Source organism: Lysinibacter sp. HNR (assembly GCF_029760935.1).
GTDB lineage: Bacteria > Actinomycetota > Actinomycetes > Actinomycetales > Microbacteriaceae > HNR.
This window is the reverse complement of sequence record NZ_CP121684.1, coordinates 1,440,340-1,466,658: the sequence shown is the minus strand read 5'-3', so window position 1 is coordinate 1,466,658 and position 26,319 is coordinate 1,440,340. Positions and strand designations below refer to the sequence as shown.

Annotated in this window: 22 protein-coding genes, 1 tRNA gene and 1 other RNA gene; 13 read left to right on the top strand and 11 right to left on the bottom strand. The window is 55.3% G+C overall.

Annotation, left to right across the window (positions count from 1 at the left end; translation table 11 throughout):
- Positions 1 to 88: 88 nt before the first annotated feature.
- Positions 89 to 1,513 (top strand): type I glutamate--ammonia ligase, encoded by a 1,425-nt coding sequence (gene glnA / locus FrondiHNR_RS06610; protein WP_279351997.1) that lies wholly within the window; start codon positions 89 to 91, stop codon positions 1,511 to 1,513.
- A gap of 164 nt (positions 1,514 to 1,677) precedes the next feature.
- On the opposite strand, the gene FrondiHNR_RS06605 is transcribed toward glnA, so the two are convergent.
- The 3 genes from FrondiHNR_RS06605 to FrondiHNR_RS06595 all read right to left on the bottom strand — a co-directional run bounded on the left by FrondiHNR_RS06605 (position 1,678) and on the right by FrondiHNR_RS06595 (position 6,344).
- Positions 1,678 to 4,695: a bifunctional [glutamine synthetase] adenylyltransferase/[glutamine synthetase]-adenylyl-L-tyrosine phosphorylase gene (locus tag FrondiHNR_RS06605; RefSeq protein WP_279351996.1), complete on the bottom strand. Its 3,018-nt coding sequence runs from the start codon at positions 4,693 to 4,695 to the stop codon at positions 1,678 to 1,680.
- An 8-nt stretch (positions 4,696 to 4,703) separates the two neighbouring features.
- Positions 4,704 to 6,041 (bottom strand): glutamine synthetase family protein, encoded by a 1,338-nt coding sequence (locus tag FrondiHNR_RS06600; RefSeq protein ID WP_279351995.1) that lies wholly within the window; start codon positions 6,039 to 6,041, stop codon positions 4,704 to 4,706.
- A 120-nt stretch (positions 6,042 to 6,161) separates the two neighbouring features.
- The gene (locus FrondiHNR_RS06595) at positions 6,162 to 6,344 is read right to left on the bottom strand and encodes an SPOR domain-containing protein (RefSeq protein WP_279351994.1); all 183 of its coding nucleotides are present in this window, start codon (positions 6,342 to 6,344) and stop codon (positions 6,162 to 6,164) included.
- A 50-nt stretch (positions 6,345 to 6,394) separates the two neighbouring features.
- Here FrondiHNR_RS06595 and map point away from each other — a divergent pair, with 50 nt between their 5' ends.
- The gene (gene map / locus FrondiHNR_RS06590; protein ID WP_279351992.1) at positions 6,395 to 7,261 is read left to right on the top strand and encodes a type I methionyl aminopeptidase; all 867 of its coding nucleotides are present in this window, start codon (positions 6,395 to 6,397) and stop codon (positions 7,259 to 7,261) included.
- A gap of 69 nt (positions 7,262 to 7,330) precedes the next feature.
- On the top strand, positions 7,331 to 8,080 hold the full coding sequence (ppgK, locus tag FrondiHNR_RS06585) for a polyphosphate--glucose phosphotransferase (protein ID WP_279354436.1): 750 nt from the start codon (positions 7,331 to 7,333) through the stop codon (positions 8,078 to 8,080).
- Between the two features lie 104 nt (positions 8,081 to 8,184).
- On the opposite strand, the gene rnpB is transcribed toward ppgK, so the two are convergent.
- From rnpB to FrondiHNR_RS06570, 3 genes are all read right to left on the bottom strand, one after another.
- Positions 8,185 to 8,548, bottom strand: an RNA gene (gene rnpB / locus FrondiHNR_RS06580) — RNase P RNA component class A.
- A 99-nt stretch (positions 8,549 to 8,647) separates the two neighbouring features.
- Positions 8,648 to 9,382 carry a hypothetical protein gene (locus tag FrondiHNR_RS06575; protein WP_279354435.1) on the bottom strand — a complete coding sequence of 245 codons (735 nt, stop codon included), beginning with the start codon at positions 9,380 to 9,382 and terminating at the stop codon, positions 8,648 to 8,650.
- Between the two features lie 81 nt (positions 9,383 to 9,463).
- The gene (locus FrondiHNR_RS06570) at positions 9,464 to 10,321 is read right to left on the bottom strand and encodes a Nif3-like dinuclear metal center hexameric protein (protein ID WP_279354434.1); all 858 of its coding nucleotides are present in this window, start codon (positions 10,319 to 10,321) and stop codon (positions 9,464 to 9,466) included.
- Positions 10,322 to 10,477: 156 nt separating this feature from the next.
- Here FrondiHNR_RS06570 and FrondiHNR_RS06565 point away from each other — a divergent pair, with 156 nt between their 5' ends.
- Positions 10,478 to 11,326 carry a universal stress protein gene (locus FrondiHNR_RS06565; protein ID WP_279354433.1) on the top strand — a complete coding sequence of 283 codons (849 nt, stop codon included), beginning with the start codon at positions 10,478 to 10,480 and terminating at the stop codon, positions 11,324 to 11,326.
- On the opposite strand, the gene FrondiHNR_RS06560 is transcribed toward FrondiHNR_RS06565, so the two are convergent.
- Complete coding sequence (locus FrondiHNR_RS06560) at positions 11,237 to 12,694, bottom strand: sodium:proton exchanger (RefSeq protein ID WP_279354432.1); 1,458 nt, start codon at positions 12,692 to 12,694, stop codon at positions 11,237 to 11,239. The genes FrondiHNR_RS06565 and FrondiHNR_RS06560 overlap by 90 nt on opposite strands.
- Positions 12,695 to 13,094: 400 nt before the next feature.
- Here FrondiHNR_RS06560 and FrondiHNR_RS06555 point away from each other — a divergent pair, with 400 nt between their 5' ends.
- From FrondiHNR_RS06555 to FrondiHNR_RS06540, 4 genes are all read left to right on the top strand, one after another.
- On the top strand, positions 13,095 to 13,619 hold the full coding sequence (locus FrondiHNR_RS06555) for a CrcB family protein (RefSeq protein WP_279354431.1): 525 nt from the start codon (positions 13,095 to 13,097) through the stop codon (positions 13,617 to 13,619).
- The gene (locus FrondiHNR_RS06550; protein ID WP_279354430.1) at positions 13,616 to 13,999 is read left to right on the top strand and encodes a CrcB family protein; all 384 of its coding nucleotides are present in this window, start codon (positions 13,616 to 13,618) and stop codon (positions 13,997 to 13,999) included. Before FrondiHNR_RS06555 ends, FrondiHNR_RS06550 begins: the two co-directional genes overlap by 4 nt.
- A gap of 81 nt (positions 14,000 to 14,080) precedes the next feature.
- Positions 14,081 to 14,497, top strand: coding sequence for a VOC family protein (locus FrondiHNR_RS06545; protein ID WP_279354429.1), 417 nt, complete (start codon positions 14,081 to 14,083; stop codon positions 14,495 to 14,497).
- Between the two features lie 242 nt (positions 14,498 to 14,739).
- Positions 14,740 to 16,257 carry a threonine/serine exporter family protein gene (locus tag FrondiHNR_RS06540; protein WP_279354428.1) on the top strand — a complete coding sequence of 506 codons (1,518 nt, stop codon included), beginning with the start codon at positions 14,740 to 14,742 and terminating at the stop codon, positions 16,255 to 16,257.
- 152 nt (positions 16,258 to 16,409) lie between these two features.
- On the opposite strand, the gene FrondiHNR_RS06535 is transcribed toward FrondiHNR_RS06540, so the two are convergent.
- Positions 16,410 to 17,912 carry a leucyl aminopeptidase gene (locus tag FrondiHNR_RS06535; RefSeq protein WP_279354427.1) on the bottom strand — a complete coding sequence of 501 codons (1,503 nt, stop codon included), beginning with the start codon at positions 17,910 to 17,912 and terminating at the stop codon, positions 16,410 to 16,412.
- A 477-nt stretch (positions 17,913 to 18,389) separates the two neighbouring features.
- On the opposite strand from FrondiHNR_RS06535, the gene FrondiHNR_RS06530 reads away from it, so the two are divergent.
- On the top strand, positions 18,390 to 18,653 hold the full coding sequence (locus tag FrondiHNR_RS06530) for a hypothetical protein (protein ID WP_279354426.1): 264 nt from the start codon (positions 18,390 to 18,392) through the stop codon (positions 18,651 to 18,653).
- Between the two features lie 369 nt (positions 18,654 to 19,022).
- Here the strand turns inward: FrondiHNR_RS06530 and FrondiHNR_RS06525 are convergent, their stop codons facing one another.
- The 3 genes from FrondiHNR_RS06525 to FrondiHNR_RS06515 form a co-directional block, all read right to left on the bottom strand.
- The gene (locus FrondiHNR_RS06525; protein ID WP_279354425.1) at positions 19,023 to 19,310 is read right to left on the bottom strand and encodes a 2TM domain-containing protein; all 288 of its coding nucleotides are present in this window, start codon (positions 19,308 to 19,310) and stop codon (positions 19,023 to 19,025) included.
- Between the two features lie 86 nt (positions 19,311 to 19,396).
- A tRNA-Val gene (locus FrondiHNR_RS06520) sits at positions 19,397 to 19,469 on the bottom strand.
- Positions 19,470 to 19,621: 152 nt separating this feature from the next.
- On the bottom strand, positions 19,622 to 20,101 hold the full coding sequence (locus FrondiHNR_RS06515; protein WP_279354424.1) for a peroxiredoxin: 480 nt from the start codon (positions 20,099 to 20,101) through the stop codon (positions 19,622 to 19,624).
- A gap of 216 nt (positions 20,102 to 20,317) precedes the next feature.
- On the opposite strand from FrondiHNR_RS06515, the gene aceE reads away from it, so the two are divergent.
- The 4 genes from aceE to FrondiHNR_RS06495 all read left to right on the top strand — a co-directional run bounded on the left by aceE (position 20,318) and on the right by FrondiHNR_RS06495 (position 26,309).
- Positions 20,318 to 23,044, top strand: a complete 2,727-nt coding sequence (gene aceE, locus FrondiHNR_RS06510) for a pyruvate dehydrogenase (acetyl-transferring), homodimeric type (protein WP_279354423.1) — start codon at positions 20,318 to 20,320, stop codon at positions 23,042 to 23,044.
- A 17-nt stretch (positions 23,045 to 23,061) separates the two neighbouring features.
- A complete protein-coding gene (locus FrondiHNR_RS06505; protein WP_279354422.1) occupies positions 23,062 to 24,255 on the top strand; it encodes a PucR family transcriptional regulator in 1,194 nt (397 codons plus the stop codon).
- Between the two features lie 96 nt (positions 24,256 to 24,351).
- Positions 24,352 to 25,290, top strand: coding sequence for an ACP S-malonyltransferase (locus FrondiHNR_RS06500; protein WP_279354421.1), 939 nt, complete (start codon positions 24,352 to 24,354; stop codon positions 25,288 to 25,290).
- 23 nt (positions 25,291 to 25,313) lie between these two features.
- Positions 25,314 to 26,309 (top strand): beta-ketoacyl-ACP synthase III, encoded by a 996-nt coding sequence (locus tag FrondiHNR_RS06495; RefSeq protein WP_279354420.1) that lies wholly within the window; start codon positions 25,314 to 25,316, stop codon positions 26,307 to 26,309.
- Positions 26,310 to 26,319 lie beyond the last annotated feature (10 nt).

Here is a 26,319-nt window from a genome sequence, read left to right as displayed (position 1 = left end):
CAAATCTCTAATCAGGGTGAAACCCAATACCCGTAGCCTTAGTTGGATAGAAATCAGTGACCCCACACCCACCTGGAGCTAATCTCACATGTTTAATGATTCTTCCGAAGTCTTAAAATTCATCAAAGACACCGATGTAAAGTTCGTTGATATTCGCTTTACCGATCTGCCGGGCGTGCAACAGCACTTTAATATCCCCTCTTCTACGGTCGATGAGGATTTCTTCTCGGTAGGGCAGCTCTTTGACGGCTCCTCTATCCGCGGATTCGCGAGCATCAATGAATCAGATATGCAGCTTATCCCCGATATCTCCACAGCCTATATCGATCCGTTCCGCACAAATCGCACACTCATCATACTCTGCGACATTTACAATCCGCGCACCGGGGAGACCTATTCAAAAGACCCCCGTCAAATAGCCAAAAAGGCTGAGCGATACCTCACTTCTACGGGAATTGCAGACACCGCTTATTTTGCTCCCGAGGCCGAGTTCTACATTTTTGACGATGTTCGCTACAAGATCAACCCCCACCACAGCTTCTACTCTGTTGACTCAGACGAGGGAGGGTGGAACTCTGGTAGACAAGAAGAGGGCGGCAATCTTGGCCACAAGATCCACTATAAGAGCGGTTATTTCCCCGTCACTCCCACCGACCACCATGCGGATCTACGCGATGATATCTGCCTCAAGCTCGAAGAAGTGGGCCTCCAGCTTGAGCGCTCACACCACGAAGTGGGCGCGGGCGGCCAAGGAGAGATTAACTATCGCTTTGACACAATGTTGGCCTCCGCCGACGACATTCTCAAGTTTAAATACGTAGTCAAGAACACCGCCAATCAGTGGGGTAAAACCGCTACTTTTATGCCCAAGCCCCTCTTTGGCGACAACGGTTCTGGGATGCACGTACACCAATCGTTGTGGAATAACGGCAAACCACTCTTTTACGATGAGTCAGGATACGGCGGCCTCAGCGATATTGCCCGCTGGTATATCGGTGGTCTGCTTAAGCATGCGGGTGCTGTCCTTGCCTTCACAAATCCCAGTACAAACTCATACCGCCGCCTGGTAAAGGGGTTTGAGGCCCCCGTTAACCTGGTATATTCGGCAGGAAACCGCTCGGCTGCCGTACGAATCCCCATCACGGGGAGCAACCCCAAGGCAAAACGTATTGAGTTCCGTGTTCCCGACGGTTCGAGTAACCCCTACCTCGGATTTGCTGCTCAGCTCATGGCGGGCATTGACGGAATTAAAAACCGTATTGAGCCTCACGAGCCCATTGATAAAGATCTTTATGAGCTGCCACCGGAGGAAGCCAAAGACATTCCTCAGATCCCCGGCTCGCTTGAAGAGTCACTGATCGCGCTTGAAAACGATCACGGCTTTCTGCTAGAGGGAGGGGTCTTCAGCACGGAACTCATCACCACCTGGATTGAGTACAAGCGCGAACACGAGATTACGCCCCTGTCGCAGCATCCACACCCGTATGAATTTCAGCTTTATTACGGGGTCTAAGCGTTTAATCTCAGAACGGTGAACCGCGAAAGCCGCCGTGGTTCACCGTTAATACGCTTCGCTTCCCTAGCAGAAAATTGCCGTCACAGCGCAGTCTTCCTCCCGATTCCTGAAGTTACACCTGGTGTGGCGCTGACGAATTAGTGACACAAATGGGCTAACGTCTATGTTTCTGTGCCGTAAAAGTCGCGCTCAAAAACTGCCCGAGCACGTCGAGTCACACTCAGATACCGCTGTTCTAGTTCACTGGCAGAACCCGCCGGGAGCCCAACGAGCCTGGCGACCCCCTCCAATTGGTCTCGGTCGCTCGGCAGAACGTCCACCGTTTTGTTAAGCCAGAGCGTCAGGGCAGATCGTATCCTGGTGGATAGCAACCAGGCCTCCTCAAGGAGCAGCGCATCATCCCTTGCAATCAGAGCGTATTTGGATGCCGTGTGTAAGGAGTCACGTGTAGAGGTGGTGCGCAACTCGGGTATCCGGTGCGCATGCATAAGCTGGATCAACTGTACCAACCACTCCACATCACTCAGCGACCCGCGCCCCAGCTTGAGATGTCTCAGGGGATCGGCACCCCGGGGTAGTCTCTCCCCCTCAACTCGGGCTTTAACCCGCCGAATCTCACGTATCTCAAGTTCACCCACCCCGCTTCGATAGCGCACAGAATCAGCAAGATCTATGAAGTCTGTACACAGGACGGCGTCTCCAGCAACAGCCCGGGCTCGAAGAAGCGCTTGAGCCTCCCATCCTTGCGACCACCTTCTGTAATAGGCTGCGTACGAATCAAGAGAGCGTACGGACGGGCCGTTTTTCCCCTCCGGGCGCAAACCAAGATCGATATCAAAGGGAAGCTGCGGATCATCGGTGAGCAGTTTAATCTCGGCAACAATCCGCTGAGCCTCTAGGCTCTGCTCGACCGCGGCATCGGGATTTCCATCAACACCGCGATATACGTACATCAGGTCAAGGTCAGAGCCAAACCCCATCTCTATTCCCCCGTACCTACCCATTGCGATCACGGCAAACTCAATTGATTGCTTTTCCGAGTCAGGACGCCTATGTACCATCTGCAAGATACCGGCGAGCAGTGCCGAGCTTATATCGGAGAGGGCCGTGGCGGTCTGCCGCTGTGAGGCTACACCCACGCAGGAGGCTATTGCCGCACGAAGCGTCTCACGACGACGCACGTGGCGAATAGCTTCCGCCGCGAGCTGCACCGTTTCGTGCCGTGAGATAATCGCCTGAATTTCATGGGTTAACTCGGCAAAATCGGGCGGGGATAACAGCTTGTCGCCCTCCAGCCAAGCCACAGACTCGGGGATACGCTCCATCAAACCCGCAACAAAACGTGACCCGGAAAGCAGAGAGGTTAGCCTCTCTGCTGCAGAGGTGGAGTCTCGAAGCAACCTGAGATACCACGGTGAGGCTCCCAACGAGTCGCTAATCCTTCGAAAGGCGAGTAGCCCATAATCGGGGTTTGCCCCTTCCGAAAACCACTGCAGCAAGATTGGAAGAAGATTTCTCTGGATGGCCGCCCGTCGGGACACCCCCGAACTTAGGGCCGCAATGTGACGAAGGGCCCCCAGGGGGTCAAGAAACCCAATCGCCGACAGGCGGGCAGCAGCTTGTTCATCAGTGATTAGGACTCCCTCAACACTGAGCGTGGTTGCCGAAGCAGCTGTGCTTAAGAGTGGATGATAAAAAAGCTTTAGGTGCAGGGTGCGTACACTTTTTTTAATGAGCTCCCACTGGAGCACCAAATCGGAAGCGGTGGTAGCCAGCCCGGAGGCTCGGGCCAACCGACGCTGTTCTTCCTCATCCCTGGGCATTAAAGCGGTGCGCGTCAGACGGTACAGTTGCAGACGATGCTCCAGCACCCGTAGCTTTTTGTAGGCACTGATAAACTGCTCGGCATCAACGCGCCCGATGTACCCTCCTCCTGCAAGAGCCTCAATCGCGGGGATGGTCGCCCTTACTCGCAGACTCTCGTCGCACTGCCCGTGAACCAACTGAAGTAGCTGCACCGTAAACTCAATATCGCGTAGCCCCCCAGGCCCTAGTTTGAGCTGGTAGTCGAGCTCCTCGTCAGGGATATTTTCTGCGACCCTCACTCGCATCTCCTGAACCGACAGCACAAAATTATTCCGAGCCGCGGTTGACCACACTAACGGCCGCAGGGCGTCAACATATGCGTTCCCCAACTCCCGGTCACCGGCGAGAGGGTGAGCCTTGATGAGAGCCTGAAATTCCCATCCCTTGGCCCAGCGTTCGTAGTAGGCCACGTGGGAGCGAAGTGTTCGGACGAGTGCGCCATCTTTCCCCTCCGGCCGCAGATTGCTGTCAACTTCCCACAGGGCCGGCTCCCCCGATATACCCTGTATCCCACGCATGGTCTCAGTTGCAAGTCGCGTAGCAATAGCGAGGAGCCTGTCGGTGTGAGGGCCCGCTTCACCGGCAGGTTCGGCGACAAAAATAACGTCAACATCGCTCACGTAGTTCAGCTCGCGGGCCCCCGCCTTACCCATGCCGATGATCGCAAACCGCGTTGCCATTACCTGTTCTCTCGAAAAGCTCTGCCCTACTGAGGCGGAACTGGAAACTATCCGGCGAGCAACCGAGAGAGAGGCCTCCAGCGCGGCACTCGCCAGGTCACTCAGCGCACCAGCCACCTCGCTCAATACGTCACAGGGGTTGGCGGATTCAAGATCGTAACAGGCAAGAATCGCCAGATGACGACGGTACCTGATCCGCAGGGCATCCCACTCTAGTTCCGGAGAATTCTGTCCCAGCTCTCGGGAGAATCCAGCCACAGAACCGACCGATTGCAGAAGCGAGGCGGTGTATTGCTCTCGGTTCAGAACCTTGAGATCTGCTCGACACACATACACAAGCTCCTCCGGATGGCGGTAGAAAAACTCCCCCATTCCATTCGAGGCTCCCAGGAGCCGCACGATCCTGTGTGGGCACTCCTGCAACGCCGTAGCCGCCTCCGAACGCTTATCTCTGAGGAGAGAGATGAGCGCATGAAGCGCCGAATCTGGGCTGGCACTGAACGCAAAAAAATCGAGCCATTCTTCGCGCGAGTACAACCGAAAACCCTCTAGAGCCTCAAGACCCGCGCGCGCCGCAGTAAGATCAGAAAAACCCGCGCGCGCCAGGGTGGTGAGGGATGTTGTGCGACTCACGCGAAAACCTACAGGATGCCCAGGTTATTTTTTAGTTCAAAAGGCGTGACCTCCGAGCGAAAACCTTTCCACTCCTCCCGCTTATTCAAAATGGAGTAGTTAAAGACCTGCTCACCAAGAGTTTCTGCCACTAGTTCAGAACTTTCCATAGCGGAGATCGCATGCTCCAAGCTGGCCGGAAGCGGCTTATACCCCAGCGCACGCCGCTCGGCGTCGGTGAGCTGCCACACGTTGTTTTCTGCCTCCGGGGGAAGCTCATACCCCTCCTCGATTCCTTTAAGGCCAGCTGCCAGAAGCAGAGCAAAGGAAAGATAAGGGTTTGAGGCGGAGTCTAGGCCACGATACTCCACCCGAACGCTCTGACTCTTATTCGGTTTATACATGGGAACCCGCACAAGGGCTGAGTGGTTGTTATGTCCCCAACAGACAAAACTGGGAGCCTCGTCACCACCCCATAGACGCTTATAAGAATTCACAAACTGGTTAGTCACCGCCGTGATTTCCGGGGCGTGATGCAGTAGACCGGCAATGAACTGACGACCAGTTTTTGAAAGACGATACTCAGCCCCCGCCTCGTGAAAGGCGTTACGCTCACCCTCAAAGAGCGAGAGGTGAGTGTGCATGCCGGAACCCGGCTGCTGACTCATCGGCTTGGGCATAAACGTTGCATAAACTCCCTGGTTGATCGCCACCTCTTTCACCACCGTGCGAAAAGTCATGATGTTGTCCGCAGTGGCAAGGGCATCCGCATAGCGAAGGTCAATTTCGTTTTGCCCGTGCCCCGCCTCATGATGGCTAAACTCCACCGAAATACCCAGGTCTTCGAGCATCCTGACACTTTCGCGACGGAAATCGTGAGCGGTGCCGCCGGGAACGTTATCAAAGTATCCGGCGTTATCTACGGGTTCGGGGCCGTCGGGACCGTATTTGGCAGATTTAAAAAGATAAAACTCGATTTCGGGGTGGGTGTAAAAGGTGAATCCTTTGTCTGCCGCTTTCTCAAGCATTCTCTTGAGCACGTTACGGGGATCTGCCACCGCTGGATGACCATCGGGAGTTGTGATGTCACAAAACATTCGCGCGGTAGGATCAGTGTCGGAACCCCACGGCAATATCTGGAAGGTGGCGGGGTCGGGGAAAGCTAAGAGGTCGGATTCAAAAGAGCGGGTGAGGCCCTCGATCGCCGAACCGTCAAAACCGATGCCCTCAATAAAGGCATTCTCGACCTCTGCCGGAGCAATTGCCACAGACTTGAGCGTACCCACCACATCGGTGAACCAGATCCGAACAAATTTGATGCCGCGTTCCTCAATCGTACGCAAAACAAAATCTCGTTGTTTATCCACGTGGCACTTCCTTCTTGTGTGTCCTCATCAGCAGAATACTTCTAAGATTACTGCCTCGGACGTTTCTGTTCCGTGCCTCGCGTGGCACCGCGAATAAAATTGTGTCTGAGGGAAAAGATATCAGTCTTCTTCGGCATCTTCCCGCGCCCACTTTGCAGCACGCTCCTCAATGATTTCCAGAGCACGAGCAGCTTCCGCAGCAGTTTTAAAAGGCCCAATTCGATCAATAGCAAGAGACTGGGGTCCGGTCTCAACCTCACCGGTTCGTCTGTTATACCAAAAAAGAAGCTCTTGCTTCGACATAGTTGTCCTCTCTTCGTTGGATTCTTCCTCCACACCCTAGACTAGAACCTATGCCCAAAGATATAAATGGTCATCTTGTTCCCGGTATTGTCGGACCGGAGCGCAGGATACCTCGTTCGATCCCCCGTCCCCCCTATGTGGGCCGCAACGAACCCCCCGCCTACACCGGTAATAACACCTACACCGCAGAAGAGATCGAAAAGATTCGAGCGGCAGGACGTATCGCCGCACAGGCCGTTCAAGAGGTAGGTAAAGCCATCGTTCCCGGAGTGACAACCGATGAGCTTGATGCGATTGGCCACGAGTTTGTCATCACACACGATGCCTACCCCAGCACCCTCGGATATCGCGGATATCCAAAATCGCTGTGCAGCTCCATCAACGAAGTCATCTGTCACGGAATCCCCGATAACACAGTTCTCGAGGAGGGTGACATCGTCAATATTGATATCACCGCGTATCGTGACGGGTTTCACGGTGATACTAACTATACTTTCCGCGTAGGTGAGGTCTCCTCGGAGGTAAATCTCCTTATTGAGCGCACCCAGGAGGCCCTCATGCGCGGTATTAAGGCGGTTGCTCCAGGACGCCAGGTGAATATTATCGGTCGTGCCATAGAGTCCTACGCAAAGCGCTTTGGCTACGGAGTAGTGCGTGACTTTACCGGTCACGGCGTGGGGGCTGCGTTTCACACCGGACTTATCATTCCCCACTACGACTCTGCACCTCTCTTTAACGATGTGATCCAGCCGGGAATGGTGTTTACAATAGAACCGATGCTTACTTTGGGCACCCACGAGTGGGACATGTGGGCGGACGACTGGACCGTCACCACCCGAGATAAAAGCATTACGGCTCAGTTTGAACACACACTTGTGGTGACCGAAAGCGGCACCGACATCCTCACGCTTCCTTAGATCTCATCTGTTTTTCGGGCCAACACCCGAAGCTTATTTTGGACACTAGACATTCAGAAAGACAAAATCATGACTGATTCACAGCTTGCTATTGGAGTTGATATCGGTGGAACCGGCATCAAGGGGGCCCTGGTCAACCTCACCACGGGAGAGTTAGTGAGCGAACGCTTTAAGATTCCCACTCCCGAGGACGGAGAACCTGAGGCAATCGCCCACACTGTCTTGGAAATTGTCAATCAACTTCCCGAAGAGGCCGAGGGGAAACCACTGGGTATCTGTTTTCCCGCAATCGTTAAAAACGGCAAAACTCACTCGGCTGCAAACGTGTCCAAGCGGTGGATTAATTTTGAAGCCGAAAAGCTCTTTACGCAGACTCTCGGTCGCCGCATCCGTTTTATTAATGATGCGGACGCCGCGGGCTTTGCCGAGGTAAAATATGGGGCAGCACGGGATACGCAGGGTGCCATCATCGTTACCACTCTGGGAACGGGAATTGGCAGTGCGTTTATCTATAACGGAGTTTTGATACCTAATTTTGAACTGGGTCATCTTCCCTATCAGGGGGAATCATACGAAAAATTCGCCGCCAATTCCGTGAGAGAACGAGAGGAGCTGGAGTATCCGGTCTGGGCTGAACGCCTGCAGCTTTTTTATAGTGAACTAGAGTTTCTGTTCTCTCCAGATCTCTTCTTGGTGGGTGGTGGGGTCTCAAAGAGTCACGAGAAGTTCTTGCCCCTGCTCAAGCTTAAAGCCCCTATTATCCCTGCCGCCCTGCGTAATAACGCTGGAATTATGGGGGCTGCAGCACTCGCTGCATAGTGCCCTCTATCCCCTGCTAAATGTATCTTCTGTCCCAATACTGCATTGGGGCAGACAACGATAAAGCCCGCGCAGTAATACACATGTGCCGACGGCCTTTAGTGTGAGTGGGTCGGCTACTACGCCGGGTTCTGTCCCCCGATATGTTTCGGTTGGACGGCCATCTATCTACGACGTACGTTGCCGCACGCCTCTAGCGGTCTACCCGAGAACTTGGCGGGCAGCCTCATCGCTCTCTGTCTGACCTTGCTCCAGACGAGGTTTACCCAGCCGTCTGTGTCACCACAGACGCTGGTGGTCTCTTACACCACCGTTTCACCCTTACCCGTGACCAAGGCCGCGGGCGGTCTACTCTCTGTTGCACTTTCTCGCGGGTTGCCCCGGGTGGGTGTTACCCACCGTCTTGCCCTGTGGAGCCCGGACGTTCCTCGGTGTCCTCACGGACAACGCGGCCGTCTTGCCAACCCACTCACCTGATCCATCATAGCGTCGTCACAGAATTTACGCACCCGAGATCGGGAGAGGCTTCGGCGACGATGTGGTCGCAGGTATGCACTTGGTCGAGGTTTAGAGACCGGATTCCGCGGTGCGAACAAGAATTGCGCCGCTACCCGCATCAAAGACGATCTCGTCAGGGGCGGCCATTCGAATTATTGAGAGGTCAGCTTCCGTGAGGGTCATATTGCTTGCCTCGGATACCCGGCCACGGAGCAGAGCCGCTCCCACGCCGTAACGCTGACGTGTCTTTTCGTAAAGCGCCAAGAGTTCGGGGGCGATTTCTTGCGCTAGCTGCTCTCTCTGAGCGATAACATGCTCCCGCTCAGCGGTCAGCTCTGTGAGGGCATCCGTAATTTTCTTCTTGATATCAGCCTGTTTTTCGTGAAGCATCTTGAGCTGAGAGTTAGCAGAAAGTAACTGCGCTTCCTCTGCCTCAAGCCGCTCCATCACGATCAGGGTAACCTCTTCAAGCTCGTTGGTGCGACGAGTAAGGGTTTTGAGCTCGTCTTCGAGGGCAACAGCCTCTTTAGCGGACGCGCTACTTGACAGGCGCTCCTGATTACGAACCAGACGGGCCCTAATAAGCGCAGTGTCATCCTCGAGACGACGAATCTCTGCCTGGGTGACTTCCACGGTAGACCTGGCCTGGTTAGCGGCCTCCTTGGCCTCGAGAAAGCTCGGCTGTAGTTTTTCTAGTGCCTGTTTTTCCGGTAAGTTTTTCTCGCGATAGGCAAGCTGCCCGAGCAGGGTGTCTTGGTTCTGAACCTCTAAAAGTTTTTGCTGCTGCTCTGGCGACGCTTTCACGGGAATTTCCTTACAGATTTAAAAAGATTATTTAGGTGCCGCCCCCATACTATCGGGCTTTAGATCACCCACTGTGGGGTACTACTGTGTGATCGAAAAATCCCAGACGTCTGTCCTCAACTCGCTCACGACAACCTCGACGGATGGGAGTAGCTCGCGAATTCGCTCGGCCGCACCATCAAGCCACAGCCACTCACCGGCCCAGTGTGATACGTCGATCAGGGCGGGTCCCCCCGAGCAAAGGGCCTGCTCACGAAACTCGGACGCCGGATGATGTCGCAGGTCGGAGGTGAGATAGACATCGGAGGCGAGCACCTCGGAATGGGAAAGCAGACCGTCTCCCGCTCCCCCGCAAAGTGCCACCCTGTTGATTGGACGATTGTAATCACCCGAAACACGTACACCACTCGCCGTGGGCGGGAGTACCTGTGCCACGTGCTGGGCAAATTGGCCCAGTGTGGTGGGATGTTCCAAGTTCCCCACACGACCAATTCCCGTCCCCTCCTCTGCCCGCGGGTGTGAGCTCGGAACAAGCGCTCGTGTCTCGATCAGGCCTATGAGTTGGGCGATACGATCAGATACCCCCTCTCTTGGGATATCCGCGTTGGTGTGGGCGGTCATCAGGGCGCATCCCGCACGGATGAGATCGGCTAGGAGCGACCCTTTATAACGATCCTCAGCAACCGAGGTGACCCCGCGAAGAAGAAGCGGGTGGTGCGTGAGAAGAAGATCAACTCCCGTGTCCACAGCTTCGTCAACAGTCTCTCGTACAGCATCTACCGCAAGAAGAATCTTTTCAATCTTTGACGAGGGATCACCACTCACCAAACCCACCCGATCCCACTCTTCCGCGCTATCCTCTGGCCACAGGGTGTTAAGAGCCAGGCGAACCTGCTTAAGACTGGGTGCTACGGGAGACGAGGTTGTGTGTGTACTCATACTGTCGAGCGTACTATGTAACCAGCATCGCTAATATTTGGTAAAACAAAAGCGGACGAAAGATAGAAATCTATACGTTCTGACGAGTACCATTAATACTAAGAAGCGATACGGACTTATACTCCTCCATCGCTAGCCCTACGAAAGGTGCGAGCCGTGACAGAACACATCGTAATTGGTATAGACGGTTCAGAGCCGAGTCGCTCTGCAATTAGCTGGGGGATGCAGCGGGCCAGGGCAACACGATCAGATGTGCTGTTATTTCACATCGTTGATGATACTTTTCTCTCCGACAGCCCGGTGTTCATCGGCGAAGCCCGGGAGGCTGCCGAAAAACTGATGGCCGACGAGAAAGCCTATGCTGAGGGCGTTGAACCCGAGGTAAAGATCCTCACCGAGATCACCGTAGGCAGCCCGGCACGCGAGTTTCAGCGAGTGTCTGCCAACGCTTCCCTTGTAGTTCTCGGAACTCACAAGGGAAGCAAAATACCGGGGATGTTCTTTGGCACCAAAGGAATCAAGGTTGCCGCGGTATCGCAAGCCCCCGTCGCAATCATACCGGTGCAGCAGGATAGCGGTCGTTCCGGAGTCGTGGTTGGGGTCGATACGTCGGAGGCCAGTGAAAAAGCGGTTCAGTTTGCGGCGGCGGAGGCTGATCGCACCGGACAAAAGCTGGTGGCGGTTTATGCTTGGACGCCGCCCGTTACTCCCGGCCTAGAATATCTCTGGAGCGAACAGTTGCTGAGCAATCAGAGAGAGATTGCCGAGGAGGCTATGTCTATAGCACTCGCCGGTATCTGCGAGGAGTATCCCGACTTGGTTCTCGAAAAGAAGATTGTTCAAGCCCCGCCCGTTTCCGTCCTCGTCACAGAGTCCAAGGAGGCGCGATTACTCGTGGTAGGAAACCGTGGTCGCTCAGGGATCACTCGTCTCTTGCTGGGGTCGGTAAGCCACGGGGTCTTGAGTAACCTCCAGTGTCCTACCATTGTGGCCCGAACCGAGTAGTTCCGCATCAGGGAACGGATGAGAGCGTCCTCTGTTGCTATGCTCTGGTCGTGCCCGATTTGTTTCCACACCTGCTTCCGGGGAGGAAGAATCCTCAAAAAGAAACGGTGCCTTAAGCGTGGGCCATAGCTGGCGCCACTGCGTAATGTAGAGCACAACCGCAACCGCAGCGTAAACAATCGAAACCGCGTATCGGGCTTCCTGACCGGTAAACACAAAGGTCAGCGCAAATAACACAAACAAGATGGCGGCCCAGCGCGCAGAAAAGCGTAACGATAAGAGAATACCGATCCCCAAGAAGGTTTGTGCTGCCGTCAGTACAAATTCCTCAATCTGACGCCCATCCAGGGGAAGAGCCGGGCCACCACCACCCAGCAGATGTGCAATCGGCAGCGACCCCACAAGGGCGGTCCACTGGTTGACTTTACTCGCCAGAAGCATACCAATGGCCATTGAGGATTTGCCTCGGAAGGCAAAAATAATTGCTATCACAAATTCGGGGGCCTCGGAGGCTAGGGGGGCGAGCCACTGCACAAGTAAGAAGTCATCAATCCCAAGCGTCTTTCCCCCCGCGACCAGACTCTCCGCAAATGATTCAGCCAGTAACAGGATGACAATCGCGGAGAGCACAAAAATGAGGATCACCGTGATTCTCCGGGGTTTTTGTGCGAGTTCACCGATGGAGCGAGCCACCCCCACAAGTTCTGGTTCTGCAGTCTCCTCCCGCGACACTCGATACAGGTAATAGGTGAAAATAAGCAGGAGAAACACACCGAGTGCCAGGTGGATCTCGCCGGTTAGGGGAATGATCAGTGTGACCAGCGAAGCCAGGAGAAGAAGGCCAATCTCAACCCGTTTATCTGCGGCCAGACGAATAGCAAAGGGCTTCTTCAAGATGTCGGGGTCACGAAGCTTATTACCCTGATGCTGAGACGAGCTAACTGCAGCGGAACGAGCCGAACGGGTGACACGGTAAAGAAGATAGGCGACGAGAAGTATAAAGGGCCAACCAAACCCGAGAAGTAAACGGTTTGATCCGGTCATGTTTGCTGCGGCGTAAGCTGCCTGCGACGGATCTGTGCCTGCGCTAAAAGCAAAATAAAGATCTACGGCGTACTCTGGGAGAATCGCGATAATAGCCAGGAGGCCGATTGCCAATCCTCCGGAAATGTCCATTTCCGCAGCCTGTCCTGCCCAGGCAAGAGCAAACGCGGCGGACACGATTGCAGCTCCAAAGATGAGAACGCCGAGAAGGGGATCAAGGTGTATTCCGGCAAATCGCACAAAAACGGCAGGTATCGTTACTGCGGTGACAATTCCCAGCGGAACAACGGGAAACTGAAGCCGCCTTCGTGCTGTACTGGTCATGGTTCTTCCTTCGGTCGGGACCGGTATCGCTCAAGCGACACACGAGTGTTAATGACCGAAGGTCTCGCTCGCCCCGAACGTTATCGGGGTGGTATGCCGGGCTCATCATCCTGACGGCCAGTATGTCGACATATCCGCCTCCGCACGAATGCGGTGTTGTGGGAACTACTCCCCCTCGATAACTGTAATGTTGCCAGAAAAAACCTTCTAAAACCATCGAAAGCTCAATACTTTCAGGGTTTTGGCTCGCCCAACATTTGAGTTTATAGAGGGTGTCTTGACAAGTCGTAGATACCGGAAAACGAACGCAGGTCAAAGCGAAACTTCACGGACACACCACGGATATTAATCGAGTGTGTGCACGTTGCGGGAAGACGTTTGGGGGTTATAGTCTGCATAGATGGCCAGCAAGAAAAATGTGAGCATCAGCTCTCTGGGGCTGGTTGCGTGCGGCGGGGCGGTGGGCGTGCTCGCACGCGAGGCCATCACTCAACTCTTTGTCATGTTTGACCCAACGACGATTCAGAAAACGGTTACCTGGACTGTTCTGATCGCAACCCTGGTCATCAATATGCTCGGAGCTTTTATTCTTGGTTATCTATACGAAAGAGTCACACTGCTTCGCCTGCCTCCTCACCGAGCCATAAAACTCCGGCTTCTTCTCGGGGTAGGTTTTTGCGGCGGGTTTACAACCTATAGTGCCCTAGCAATAGACACTGTTCTTCTTATCGGTAACAACCACCTCTGGCAGGCGATTGGTTATGCTGCAGGGACCCTCTTTCTCGGGGCACTTGCCACCCTCACCGGCATCGCCGTGTCCTCACGGAGTTTGGATCGTGCTCACCCGGAAACGCGCCTCATCGGGGACGAACCCGCGAGGGGTAGCTCAATCGGGGACGACCCAAGCACAGGATCGCAGCTGTGACGCCCGTCCTCTTGCTCCTGGCCGGGGTGATGGGTGGTCTCGGCGTAGGTCTTCGCTTTTTGTGCGATACAGCCATTCGTCTCCATCTAAAAACATCCTTTTCTTGGGCAACAACCCTCATTAATACGTCTGGCTCACTTGCCCTTGGAGTACTCACGGGTTTAGTGCTTACCCAGGTAGCGTCGGAGGAATTACGAATTGTGTTGGGAAGCGGGTTTCTTGGTGGCTACACCACCTTCAGCACTGCGAGCTACGAGACAGTTCAGTACATCAGGCAGAAACGCTATGGTTTTGCGGTGCTCAGCGGAGCGGGAATGCTCCTGCTCTGTGTGGGAGCCGCCGCTCTGGGACTGTGGATCACAACCTTCTTTGCTCAATAGTTTTTTGAATATAAGTCTTGAATTGTCTCCATAAAGAGAGAATAATGAGCATCCTAAGCACAAGTATGAAAGGACTTCATCATGGCTATTTCCCTCAATCCCTATATCGGCTTTCGTGACAATGCTCGCGAGGCAATGGAGTTTTATCAGAGCGTATTTGGCGGTGACCTGAGTCTTAACACATTTGGGGACCTCCAAGCGAGCGAAGATCCCGCCGAAGCCAATAAGATTATGCACGCTATGCTCACTACCCACAGTGGGCTTATTCTTATGGGAGCAGATACCCCCAGCTCGATGCCGTATAATCCGGGAGATAACTACTCGATTTCCCTCAGCGGTCCTTTCGAAGATGACCACGATCTCACCACCTATTACGAAAAGCTCTCCGAGGGAGCCACTATTCTTCAGCCTCTGGCAACGGCACCGTGGGGTGACAAGTTTGGCATGCTCACAGATAAGTTTGGTGTGACCTGGCTCGTGAACATAGCGGCTCGGTAGCCCACCGGGCAGAGTTAACCTGCATCACCTCCAGCGCTCTCGACACCCGGTGAATCAGGGCGCAAGTTTTAATTCGGCGGCCCCTTAACCGCGATATTCTTCGCGGTTAAGGGGCCGCTTCTTGCAGCAACTTCACACCTCTACCTCCCACCCCGGACCCCATAAAATTTCCATAATTTTCCACAAGTTTGGTTCGTTAATGGACGATCGACCGTAGAGTGTGGTTCGCTTAGCTTATGGCTATGGTCTCTTCACCCCCCGTTCAGGATCGCCCCAATCTCCGAGAGTTTCTCCTGGGCTTGGCCGAGGCAATGACTGCCGCCAATGAGTCTGTTGACGAGATCAACGAGTACCTCACCACTATTTCACGGGCCTATAACGCGCCCGATACAGACTTTGTGGTGTTGCCAACCGTTATTCTCGTTCAGACCGGCGGTGTGGTTCAGGGAAAGGTAGCAATTCGTTCTCGAACCCGGACTACATTTCGATTTGATCAGATTGCAGAGCTCTACACACTTATCCACCGCGCCGAACGCGGGGCAATCGATCCGATTGAGGGCATCAAGCGTCTCAACCACATTGGCGCTATGAAACCTCAATTTGACTGGGTAACGCGCACCCTCGGCCACGCAATTCTCACGACCGGCCTGGCGTTTCTCTTAGTTCCCACCCCAGAAGGAATTATTCTTGCGTTCTTTCTGGGCCTGGGGGTGGGGTTGGCTAAACTCATTCGCTCACCCACCTTACAGCTCGCCTTTCCCACGTTTGCCGCTTTTGCCTGTGCTTTTGTCGTATTTATCCTGGCCGAGCACCTGGATATTGGCGACCCTCTACGTCTACTCATTGTTCCCCTGGCCACTTTTCTGCCCGGTGGCGCGCTCACCACCGCAACCGTCGAGCTTGCGTCAGGTCAGATGATCTCGGGGGCGGCTCGCCTCGTTACTGGCGTGGTTCAGCTTGGACTACTCGCCTTCGGAATCCTTGCTGCAGGAACGGTTCTGGGAATGGAAGCTTCAAAGTACACGGTTCCCGACTCGGCCCCCGCGCTTCCCTGGTGGGCACAGGTTATTGGTCTCCTCCTCTTTTCAATCGGGATATTCCTTCATTTTTCCTCCCCCACCGCAACGTTTGGGTGGGTACTCATTACGCTACTCGTCACCTTTACAGCCCAGTTCTTGGGTTCGCTCGTGGCGGGCCCCACTCTCAGCGGATTTATTGGTGCTGCAGTTATGACCCCCGTTGTCCTTCTTATTGCGACGTTTCCTCGGGGAGCTCCCTCCCAGATCACATTTCTACCGGCATTCTGGTTGCTGGTTCCGGGAGCCTCCAGCCTTATAGAACTCACCGGAGCAACGGGTACTGAGGCGGGATTCTATGGATTCCTCTCGGCTCTCGCTCTGGTGCTGTCAATCGCGCTCGGCATCCTCATAGGCACCGCTATCTTTCGCACGATCCGCAGCGGCGCCGAAGAGATTACCACTTTTACGGTTGAAATACCTCAGGTTGAGGTTCCCACCGGCTCATCAACCGTATGGTCACGCTTAGTGTCCCGGATGCCCCGATTTTTCCTCGGCCGCGAAGCCCCCAACGAGAAACAGGATTCGGATACAAGACCTATAAACGCAACAACATCTACGCAAAAATATCGGGGAAGAAACACAAAAAACCGAGAAATAGCGCTGTCTCAAGAAGCAGAAGATAGCCGGCGGTCGCAGGGCACCGCGGAGCGGGCTGATAGGTCGTCTCCCCACGCCGGGTGAGGCGGTCACGCTAGGTCTATCCGTTTTGCACGGAGAGCCGCCTGTTTGGTGAGTGACGTAAAGGTGCTCACCAAACAGCTCTACGTCCCCGCTAGAATAACCCTTGCTTTCCGCCAAGATAAAGCTCGTACGCGGGTAGCACAGGCCACGGATTAGCGCTCTGAGGTGAAAGACAGCGCCATTTCGGCAAGTAACCGGGCACCGTAACCGGTTGGCCCTTTTGAGCGCCAGAAGTCATCCTTATCAGACTGCATAGGGCCGCACATGTCGATGTGGGCCCACGGTGTTTCGCCCACAAACTCGTTTAGAAACAGCGCGGCAGTGGTGGCTCCAGCATAGGGACCGCCCAGATTGCTGATGTCGGCAACGTCGGAGTCAAGCTGATCGCGGTAGCGATGCTCGAGAGGCATCTGCCACACGCCTTCGTCTGTGAGGTTGGAGGCGTTCCGAACCTGATCCACTAGGTACTGATCATTACCAAAAAGCGCGGATGTGAGCGGGCCGAGCGACACCAGAGCGGCACCTGTGAGCGTCGCGATGTCAACAATAGCGTCCACTTTTTCTTCCGTCGCAAGAACCAGCGCATCCGCCATCACCAGGCGGCCCTCGGCATCGGTGTTTTTAACCTCAACGGTTGTTCCGCCACGAATGGTTAGGACATCTCCCATTGCCGTTGCAGAGCCGGAGGGCATATTATCCGTGCACATTAGATAGGCGGTTACCGTATTACGGCACCCCAGTTCTGCAAGAGTTGTCATCGCAGACAGGATCGCCGCTGCACCCGACATATCCATCTTCATGGCCAGGTGCATGGCATCGCCCGGCTTTAACGAGATTCCACCCGAGTCATACATGATTCCTTTGCCCACCAGCGCCAGATGCCCCATGGAATCTTCAGTGGGCGTGTAGGTGAGCTTAATCATCCGGGGCTCCTCGCGGCTTCCCGCGTTGACCCCCAACAATCCTCCACAACCAAGTTCAATCAGCTGTGTCTTATCAAAAGACTCTGCTACAAGCCCAAATTGCGGGGCAATGTCCCGAGCAAACTCCGCAAAAGCTGTTGCCGTGAGATGGGCGGGAGGCGCGGCGGCGAGGTCTCGCGCGAGAGCGGCTGAACGCGCCAACACCCGTCCTTTTTCAATCCCAAGAATGTCGGATCGTCCTACCAGATCAAGACGGTTGAGCGGCGTTACCTCGGGCTTTGTTTTAAGCTCGGTGTAGCGGTAGCGGGCAAGTAAAATACCCTCAACAACCACTGTGCTTGCCACGTCGGCGCTCACCGTGGTTGCCGCCTCCACCAGATCGGTGGCAATGTGGGCGTACTGTTTTCCGGCGCGGCTGAAGGCAGCTGCCGCATTACGCAGGCTCGAGGGACTAAGCTCATCTCTCTCCCCCAGACCAACCGCAATGACTGTGGCAGAACCTGATCTGGGAAGCACGAGCGTTTGCCCAACCTTACCCTCAAATCCCGCTGCGACCAGCTCCTCTCGAGTAAGGCCCAGGGCAGGCGCGATATCACCCTCCATAAAAACGGCGTATCCGATAGCGTTTACCGCTTGATCGGTCTCGGGTCCCGCAACTACAACCGCCTGTTCAGAGCGTGATGGCCACGGGGTAAAATCGGCAGAAATCAGACGGTGGGGTTGGTACCTCATGAAAAGCCTCGTTTTCTCACTAACAGCAGATATGGTACGCCACGACGGTTATGACTAAGTAAGAGCCTATATATCCTTGACTCTTATTTTAGCCAGGCTACCTTTTAAAATGATCGACGCCAACTTCTTACATTTCCGGGCAACAGCGCTGTGGGCAAACTTCCGTAGAACACGGCCGTGCTCGTAGTTATTCGACTCGTCATCGCGGCGACAATCTCGGAGTCGCATTATCTTTTCACCATTAATGACAGGTTGATTGCAGGTAATAAAAAAAATATCGTCACGTAACTTTTCTTCTGTTAATCTGGGTTGATGATAATACGTGCACGAACACTGACTATCTTTGCTGTTGTGGGCATCGTGAGCGCCGCATTAAGCGGTTGTACGGGGTCGCCTTACCCTTCACCATCTCCCACATCAACTGCTGACGACAATGCAGCAACCCCGTCACCGACGACCGGACAGGTTCCGCCGATCATGAGAGACGCTCAAGAGCTGTCTGACACAACCGTCGATGTGCCATTGACAAACGTCCTCGTACTCACGGGCGGAGCATCACCACTTGCTTGGTCGGCATCCTTCGCTGATCCCTCAATCGCTACATTTGTCCCCGCAACCGACACCGGCACCCTGTCCACAAATCCGGGCATCACCCCACTCGCCGCAGGACGCACAGCTGTGACGCTGACCAATGCTGATAGCGGTGCTGTGATTAATTTCACTCTGGTCGTCACTAGCTGACCCGGGGCTTTTATCGTTTTAGGATGGTGATTTTGGTCTGAAGAACCCGTCTGATCTAGACGAAATAAAACTCAGGAAAATTAGTTTTCACCGAGGTCGAAAAAACTCTTATCGCAAACAATTACGAGGCCATATCCAACAGCAGACCATTCCCGGTGTAGCAGACAGAGCACAGGCGTGCTCATCCTCAACGCGCCCCGCGGCCGCCTACATAGACGTAGCCGATAATCGCACCTCTTCGGATAAAAACCGGCCGGGGCACCGACACAACAAGCACAGTGAATCTAGCCCGCACTCCTGAGCTATCCCCCAAGAGGACTTTAGCCACTCACTCCCGACCAACCCTCAATCAGTATAAAAAAGTCCTTCTTAGCGACCCTGCTGGCTACGCAGGCGTTCCATTTCTTTCTCAACCTGACTCTGCTTAACGTGAAAAGGTCCCCTGCCGTAGAGAGAAAGGCCCCAAAAAGTTGCTGCGATACCCATACCGAAAGCGGGCCACATCGGCCAGAAATAACCCCCGGGTGTTGTCAAAGACCAGATGAGTACCAATCCGGCAATCACCAGAGCCCACAGAAGCACAACATATTTATACGTCATTTTTGCAATAACGATGGAACGAGCCTGTTTTTCTAGTTCTTCTTCTGTGGAATGCAAGACCAGACCTCATCTTCTTCAGATAAAACAGTTCCCACCAAACATGTTTGATGGGAACCTATTCGAGCAGTCTCAACCTTCTCGAGTGGGCCCTACCGGGATCGAACCGATGACATCCACGGTGTAAACGTGGCGCTCTACCAGCTGAGCTAAAGGCCCTCTTCCGCACGAAGCGAACTTGTCTATAGTACAGAGAAAATCAGAAGAAACCTAACCGAGAAAAAACGCCTTGATTTTCCGGGCTCGTTTAGACAAAAACTTTTACCACGAGAGGGTTCGAACGACGGATAGGGAGAAGATTCTGACGAAACTTAGTTCGTTCGGATCCCGTCCACAAGAACCGCCAGAGCGTCACGGTAGGACTGAATATCACGGGCCTCCCCCGGGATCGTCACAAAGCTTGCCTGAATAACACCATTCTTATCAATGATGAAAGTGGCACGATTGGCAAATCCTTTTTCCTCCAAAAACACCCCGTACTCCTTAGCAACCTGGCCGTGGGGCCAAAAGTCCGCCAGAAGATCAAACTCGTAACCCTGGTTCTCTGCCCAGGCGCGAAGCGTATGCTTTGAATCCACTGAAATCCCCAGCAGTTCCACCTGACCGTCGCGAAAAAGCGAAAGGTTTTCTTGAAGCTCCGATAACTCTCCCCGGCAAATATTTGAAAAAGCCAGGGGGAAAAAAACGAGCGCAACAGCCCTTTTCCCGTGGAAATCGCTCAGCCGGATACGCTCTCCAAACTGGTTTGCCAATTCAAAGTCGGGGGCGAGAGTTTCGTTTTCGAGAGCCATGGTAAATGAGTCCTTTCAGGGCTCTACCCGGGTTGTAAACGGGGAGCCGAAAGCAACATACTAGTATCTTCCTGGAGGCTTGCCAAGAGCGTTCCCATAAACATTGAATACTCGATAGGCTTGAAGCATCTATCATCGTGGCGATCTACAAAAACGCCATACTTTCTGGTGTGCAATCAGCACATCAGAGACAGTAGCGAAGAGAAAGAGCTCAGGGTGGCTGTACACAACCAAGACCCGTATTCGGTAAACAGTAATGACGCGGACCCTCAAGAAACCGCCGAGTGGACTGAATCTCTTGACCAGCTAGTGAGGGCCAACGGCCCCGCGCGTGCACGCGAAATCATGCTGAGTCTGTTGGAGCGATCCAGGGATTTGCACCTGAACGTTCCGCAAGTTCCCACTACCGACTACATCAACACCATTCCCTCCACAAGTGAGCCCGAGTTTCCCGGAGACGAAGACCTCGAACGCAAGTATCGTTCATGGATTCGCTGGAACGCGGCAATGCTTGTGCACCGGGCGCAGCGCCCCGGAATCGGTGTGGGGGGCCACATCTCCACCTACGCTTCTTCCGCGTCACTGTACGAAGTCGGATTTAACCATTTCTTCCGGGGTCAGGACCACCCCGGCGGCGGGGACCAGATTTTTATCCAGGGTCACGCCTCTCCCGGCATCTACTCGCGAGCCTTTCTTGAGGGGCGCCTCAGCGCAGATAACCTTGACGGATTCCGTCAGGAAAAATCTCACATTGGCGGGGGCATTCCCTCGTACCCTCACCCACGCCTCATGCCAGATTTCTGGCAGTTCCCCACCGTGTCGATGGGCCTTGGCCCGATCAATGCCATTTACCAGGCACAGCTCAACAAGTACCTCACCAATCGCGGCATTAAGGATGCTTCTGACCAGCAGGTCTGGGCGTTCCTCGGTGACGGCGAAATGGACGAGGTCGAGAGCCGTGGTCAACTTCAGGTGGCCGCCAACGAGAAACTCGACAACCTGAACTTTGTGATCAACTGTAACCTCCAGCGCCTCGACGGCCCTGTGCGCGGCAACGGAAAAATTATCCAGGAACTCGAATCGTTCTTCCGTGGTGCCGGCTGGAACGTCATCAAGGTTGTGTGGGGTCGCGAGTGGGATGACCTGCTCGGACGTGATACCGACGGCGCCCTGCTTAAGCTCATGAACACCACCCCCGATGGTGACTTCCAAACCTACAAGGCTGAAAGCGGCGCCTACATTCGTGAGAACTTCTTTGGCCGCGATGAGCGCACGCTCAAAATGGTTGAGAACTACTCCGACGATCAGATCTGGGGACTCCGCCGCGGTGGCCACGACTATCGCAAGGTGTACGCAGCTTTTAAAGCCGCTCACGAGCACAAGGGACAGCCAACGGTTATCCTCGCCCACACCATCAAGGGTTACGGCCTTGGCCCACACTTTGAGGGGCGTAACGCAACCCACCAGATGAAGAAGATGACCCTCGACGACATCAAGCAGTTCCGCGACACTATGCACATCCCGATTACGGATGCTGTGCTTGAGGAAAACCCTTACCTGCCCCCCTACTACCACCCGGGCGCAAACGACCCCGCGATTCGATACATTCGGGAGCGACGTCAAGAACTGGGCGGATACCTACCGGAACGTCGCACCACACACGTACCGGTAACGATGCCCCCCGAATCCGCCTACGCCCTCTCCAAGAAGGGCTCGGGAAAGCAAGAAGCCGCCACCACTATGGCCTTTGTCCGGCTACTCAAAGACCTCATGCGGGACAAAGAATTCGGCGGACGGATCGTGCCTATCATTCCCGACGAGGCTCGCACCTTTGGCATGGACGCGTACTTCCCAACCTCAAAGATTTACAACCCCAACGGTCAGCATTACACCTCGGTTGACCGTGAACTACTCCTCGCCTATAAAGAGAGCGAGCAGGGTATCCTGCTGCACGTGGGAATCAATGAGGCGGGTGCCGCAGCCGCTTTCACCGCGGTAGGTACCTCCTACTCCACCCAGGGCCAGCCGCTAATCCCGGTGTATATTTTCTACTCGATGTTTGGTTTCCAGCGCACAGGTGATGCCTTTTGGGCTGCGGGTGACCAGATGGCGCGAGGGTTCCTCATCGGAGCCACCGCGGGGCGCACCACGCTCACAGGAGAGGGACTGCAGCACGCAGACGGCCACTCGCTAGTTCTCTCCTCAACAAACCCGGCGGTTGTGTCGTACGATCCGGCCTACGGTTACGAGATTGGCCACATCGTGCGTGATGGCCTCGCCCGCATGTACGGGGGGACACACCCCAGCCCCAACGTTATCTACTATCTGACGGTCTACAACGAGCCCATCGTCCAGCCGGCGGAACCCGAAAACCTAGATGTGGAAGGCCTGCTGCGGGGTATCTACAAGCTCAGCGACGCCACCGTCTCCGGGCCAAAGACCCAGCTTCTTGCCTCCGGAGTTGCGGTTCCCTGGGCTCTTGAAGCTCAGCAAATTCTCGCCGAGGATTGGGGGGTTGCCGCCGATGTGTGGAGCGTCACCAGCTGGTCGGAGCTTCGTCGTGACGGTCTTGCCGCCGATGAACACAACTTCCTCAACCCGGGTGGCGCACAAAAAACCGCGTACATTACCCAGAAGCTGGGAAGCGCAACCGGACCGGTCATCGCTGTGAGTGACTTTAGTCACTCAGTAACCGATCAAATTCGCCAGTTTATTCCCGCCGACTACGCCACGCTAGGTGCCGACGACTTCGGGTTCTCTGACACCAGGGCGGCTGCCCGTCGTTACTTTAAGATTGATGTGCACTCCATCGTAGTTCGGGCGCTACAGCGCCTAGCACTTGCTGGTGAGGTGCCCGCCGATGCACCGGCGCAGGCAATCGAAAAGTACCGCTTGCACGATGTCAACGCGGGAACGACCGGAAACGCCGGCGGCGAAAGCTAGAGCTGCACCAGTAGACCGTGGCACGGACAAAGGAACAAGAGCTAGCGTGGTTGCGCACCATCTCGGGTGAGCTTGCCACGATAATCCTCAAGCAATTGGAGGAGACCCTCCCCTGGTATAAAGAGATGCCACCGAGCCGCCGCTCTGCGGTCGGCTTGGTGGCGCAGGCAGGAATCACCTCTTTTATCTCCTGGTACGACAACCCCCACGATACCCCCTGGATCGCCTCAGACGTGTTTGGGGCGGCTCCCCGGGAGTTGCTGCGCTCAGTGAGCCTGCAACAAACGCTTCAGCTCATCCGTGTTGTTGTGGAGGTTGTGGAGGAGAGGGTAAAGGGTGATAGTGACGCTCTCAAGGAGAGTGTACTGCTCTATTCCCGTGAAATCGCCTTTGCCGCGGCCGATGTCTACGCTAGGGCCGCGGAAGCACGCGGCCTCTGGGATGCCCGACTTGAGGCTCTGGTTGTCGACTCCATCCTCACCGGCGAATCAGATAACGAACTTCAGAGCCGCATTGCGGCTCTGGGCTGGCACGGTCATGGGGAAGCCTGTGTGCTGGTGGGCACCGGTACGCCCTCTGTGGATGTTGACCAAATTCGGCGCACGGCACGGCACCTCGGCGCCGACGTTCTCATTGGGCTTCAGGGTAATCGCTTGGTTCTTGTCATCGGGCGTGCGGAGACCCCTCACGGTGAGGGCGAAATCGCGGGCACCCCCGAACCCAAACTAAGCTTTATGGAGATTGCCCAGCGTCTTGAATTTGCTTTTGGCGACGGGCAGCTTGTGCTGGGACACCCGGTTGATAGCCTGGTAGACGCGTCAAAAAGCGCACGGGCGGCCCTGGCCGGTATTGCGGTGGCGCGGGCGTGGCGTGACGCTCCGCGTCCGGTGTTTGCCGATGACCTGCTGCCAGAGCGTGCCCTGGCCGGCGATGGGATGGCCCGCCGCACCCTCATTGAACGCATCTATGAGCCGTTGCAGGTGCATTCCTCACCTGAGCTACTCACCACTCTCCAGTGTTATCTTGATAATGGACGCTCGCTTGAGGCTACCGCGCGTGAACTCTTTGTACACCCGAATACCGTGCGCTACAGGCTCAAGCGGGTCTCCGAGGTAATCGGCTGGGACGCTACGGGCGCGCGTGAAGCGCTCATTCTCCAGAGCGCCCTCATCGTGGGGGCGATAGCCTCCGGAAATCAGCGCGGACGTTGAGGCAATACACAAGAATGTAAGTTTCCTACAAAGGTATTTGGTTTTATTAGTGAATAATATCCAGCATCAGCATGTAACATCTGCGAGACTATTGCAGTGATCGTTGTAACGTGCCCGGGACAGGGCTCCCAAACCCCAGGTTTTCTCGACTCGTGGATCGCGGTCCCCGAGTACCGTACACGTCTTGACGAGCTCTCCGAGCTGGCCAAGATTGATCTTGTTGCGCACGGAACCACAAGTGATGCCGACACTATTCGGGATACGGCCGTGGCACAGCCCCTTATTGTGGCCGCGAGTCTTCTCGCATGGACCGCCCTCACTAACCTCACGGACACCGCCTCTGTTGGTCTGGCGGGACACTCCGTTGGAGAGTTTGCAGCGGCAGCGGCAGCGGGCATCCTCACCGATGCAGACGCCCTCACCCTGGTTCGGGAACGTGGGCGTCTCATGGCCCACGCTGCAACCCTGGAAAAAACTGGTATGTCAGCGGTCGTCGGAGGCGTTGAAGAAGACGTTCTTGCGGCCATTACACAGGCGGGACTTACCCCCGCAAACATGAACGGTGCCGGGCAGATCGTTGCTGCAGGTTCGCTTGACGCGCTCGCCTCACTGGCAGAATCCGCTCCACGCGGCGCACGCGTTATTCCACTTCAGGTAGCGGGAGCCTTTCACACCGCGTATATGGAGTCTGCGGTTGCCGAGCTGCAGAGAATTGCAGATTCCGTCACCCCGGCAAGCCCCACCCACACCCTATGGACCAATCACGACGGCAGCATCGTCACAGAGGGATCCTCCTTCCTCAACCTTCTTGTAAGCCAGGTTTCTTCTCCAGTTCGCTGGGATCTGTGCATGGCTGGTTTTCAGAACGCGGGTATCACCGGCCTCATCGAGCTCACCCCTGCCGGTGCCCTCACCGGAATTGCCAAGCGCGGTCTACGAGGTATTCCCACCGTCGCTGTTAAAACACCCGACGACCTTGAGACCGCCGTTGAACTCATCGCTTCGAGTTCTCGCGGCCCGTCGAGCGAAGCCTAACCCCACAAGACATAAGGACAGACATGGTTCAACTACAACAGAGCGCGGGCACACCGTTTACACGCATCCTCTCCGTGGGCGCCGCTCGCGGGTCGCTCTCGGTCACTAACGATGAGCTCGTGGGTCCCATAGATTCCTCAGACGAGTGGATTCGCCAGCGCACCGGGATTATCGAACGTAAGCGGGCAACAGCGGATGTGCTAGCCGTTGATCTAGCGACGGAGGCCGCGCAGGAGGCAATCTCTCGGGCCGGACTCATCGGCGCAGACATCGATGTGGTACTTATTTCCACGATCAGCAATGTGCAACAGACACCGTCAATGGCGGCAGTTGTTGCTGATCGCGTGGGGGCAACCCCGGCTGCCGCCTACGACATCTCGGCGGCCTGCGCGGGCTACACCTACGGGGTGGCCCAAGCAGACTCATTTATTCGCACCGGACTTGCCCGTCATGTTCTCGTGATCGGAGCAGAAAAACTCTCCGACATTGTTGACCCCACCGACCGGAGCATTTCTTTTCTCCTGGGTGACGGCGCGGGCGCGGTTGTTGTTGGACCCTCCGAGCAGGCCGGGATATCCCAAACGCTGTGGGGCTCAGATGGGTCAAAGGCGAGCGCAGTAGGTATGAATCACACTCTCCTCGCCTTCCGCAACGGAGAGCCCTGGCCCACTCTACGCCAGGACGGTCAGGTTGTCTTCCGCTGGGCGGTCTGGGAGATGGCAAAGGTTGCCAAACAGGCCCTCGAAGCGGCCGGAGTTGGACCCGAAGATCTGGCCGCTTTTATCCCCCATCAGGCAAACATGAGGATCATCGACGAGTTTGCCAAACAACTCAAGCTTCCCGATACGGTAGCCATCGCGCGCGATATTGAAACCACCGGCAACACCTCTGCCGCTTCGATTCCCCTCGCAATGCACCGACTATTGGAAGAACAGCCGGAACTATCGGGCGGCCTTGCCCTGCAAATCGGTTTTGGCGCCGGACTGGTTTACGGCGCGCAGATCATAAGGCTTCCATAAGCCTTTTTGC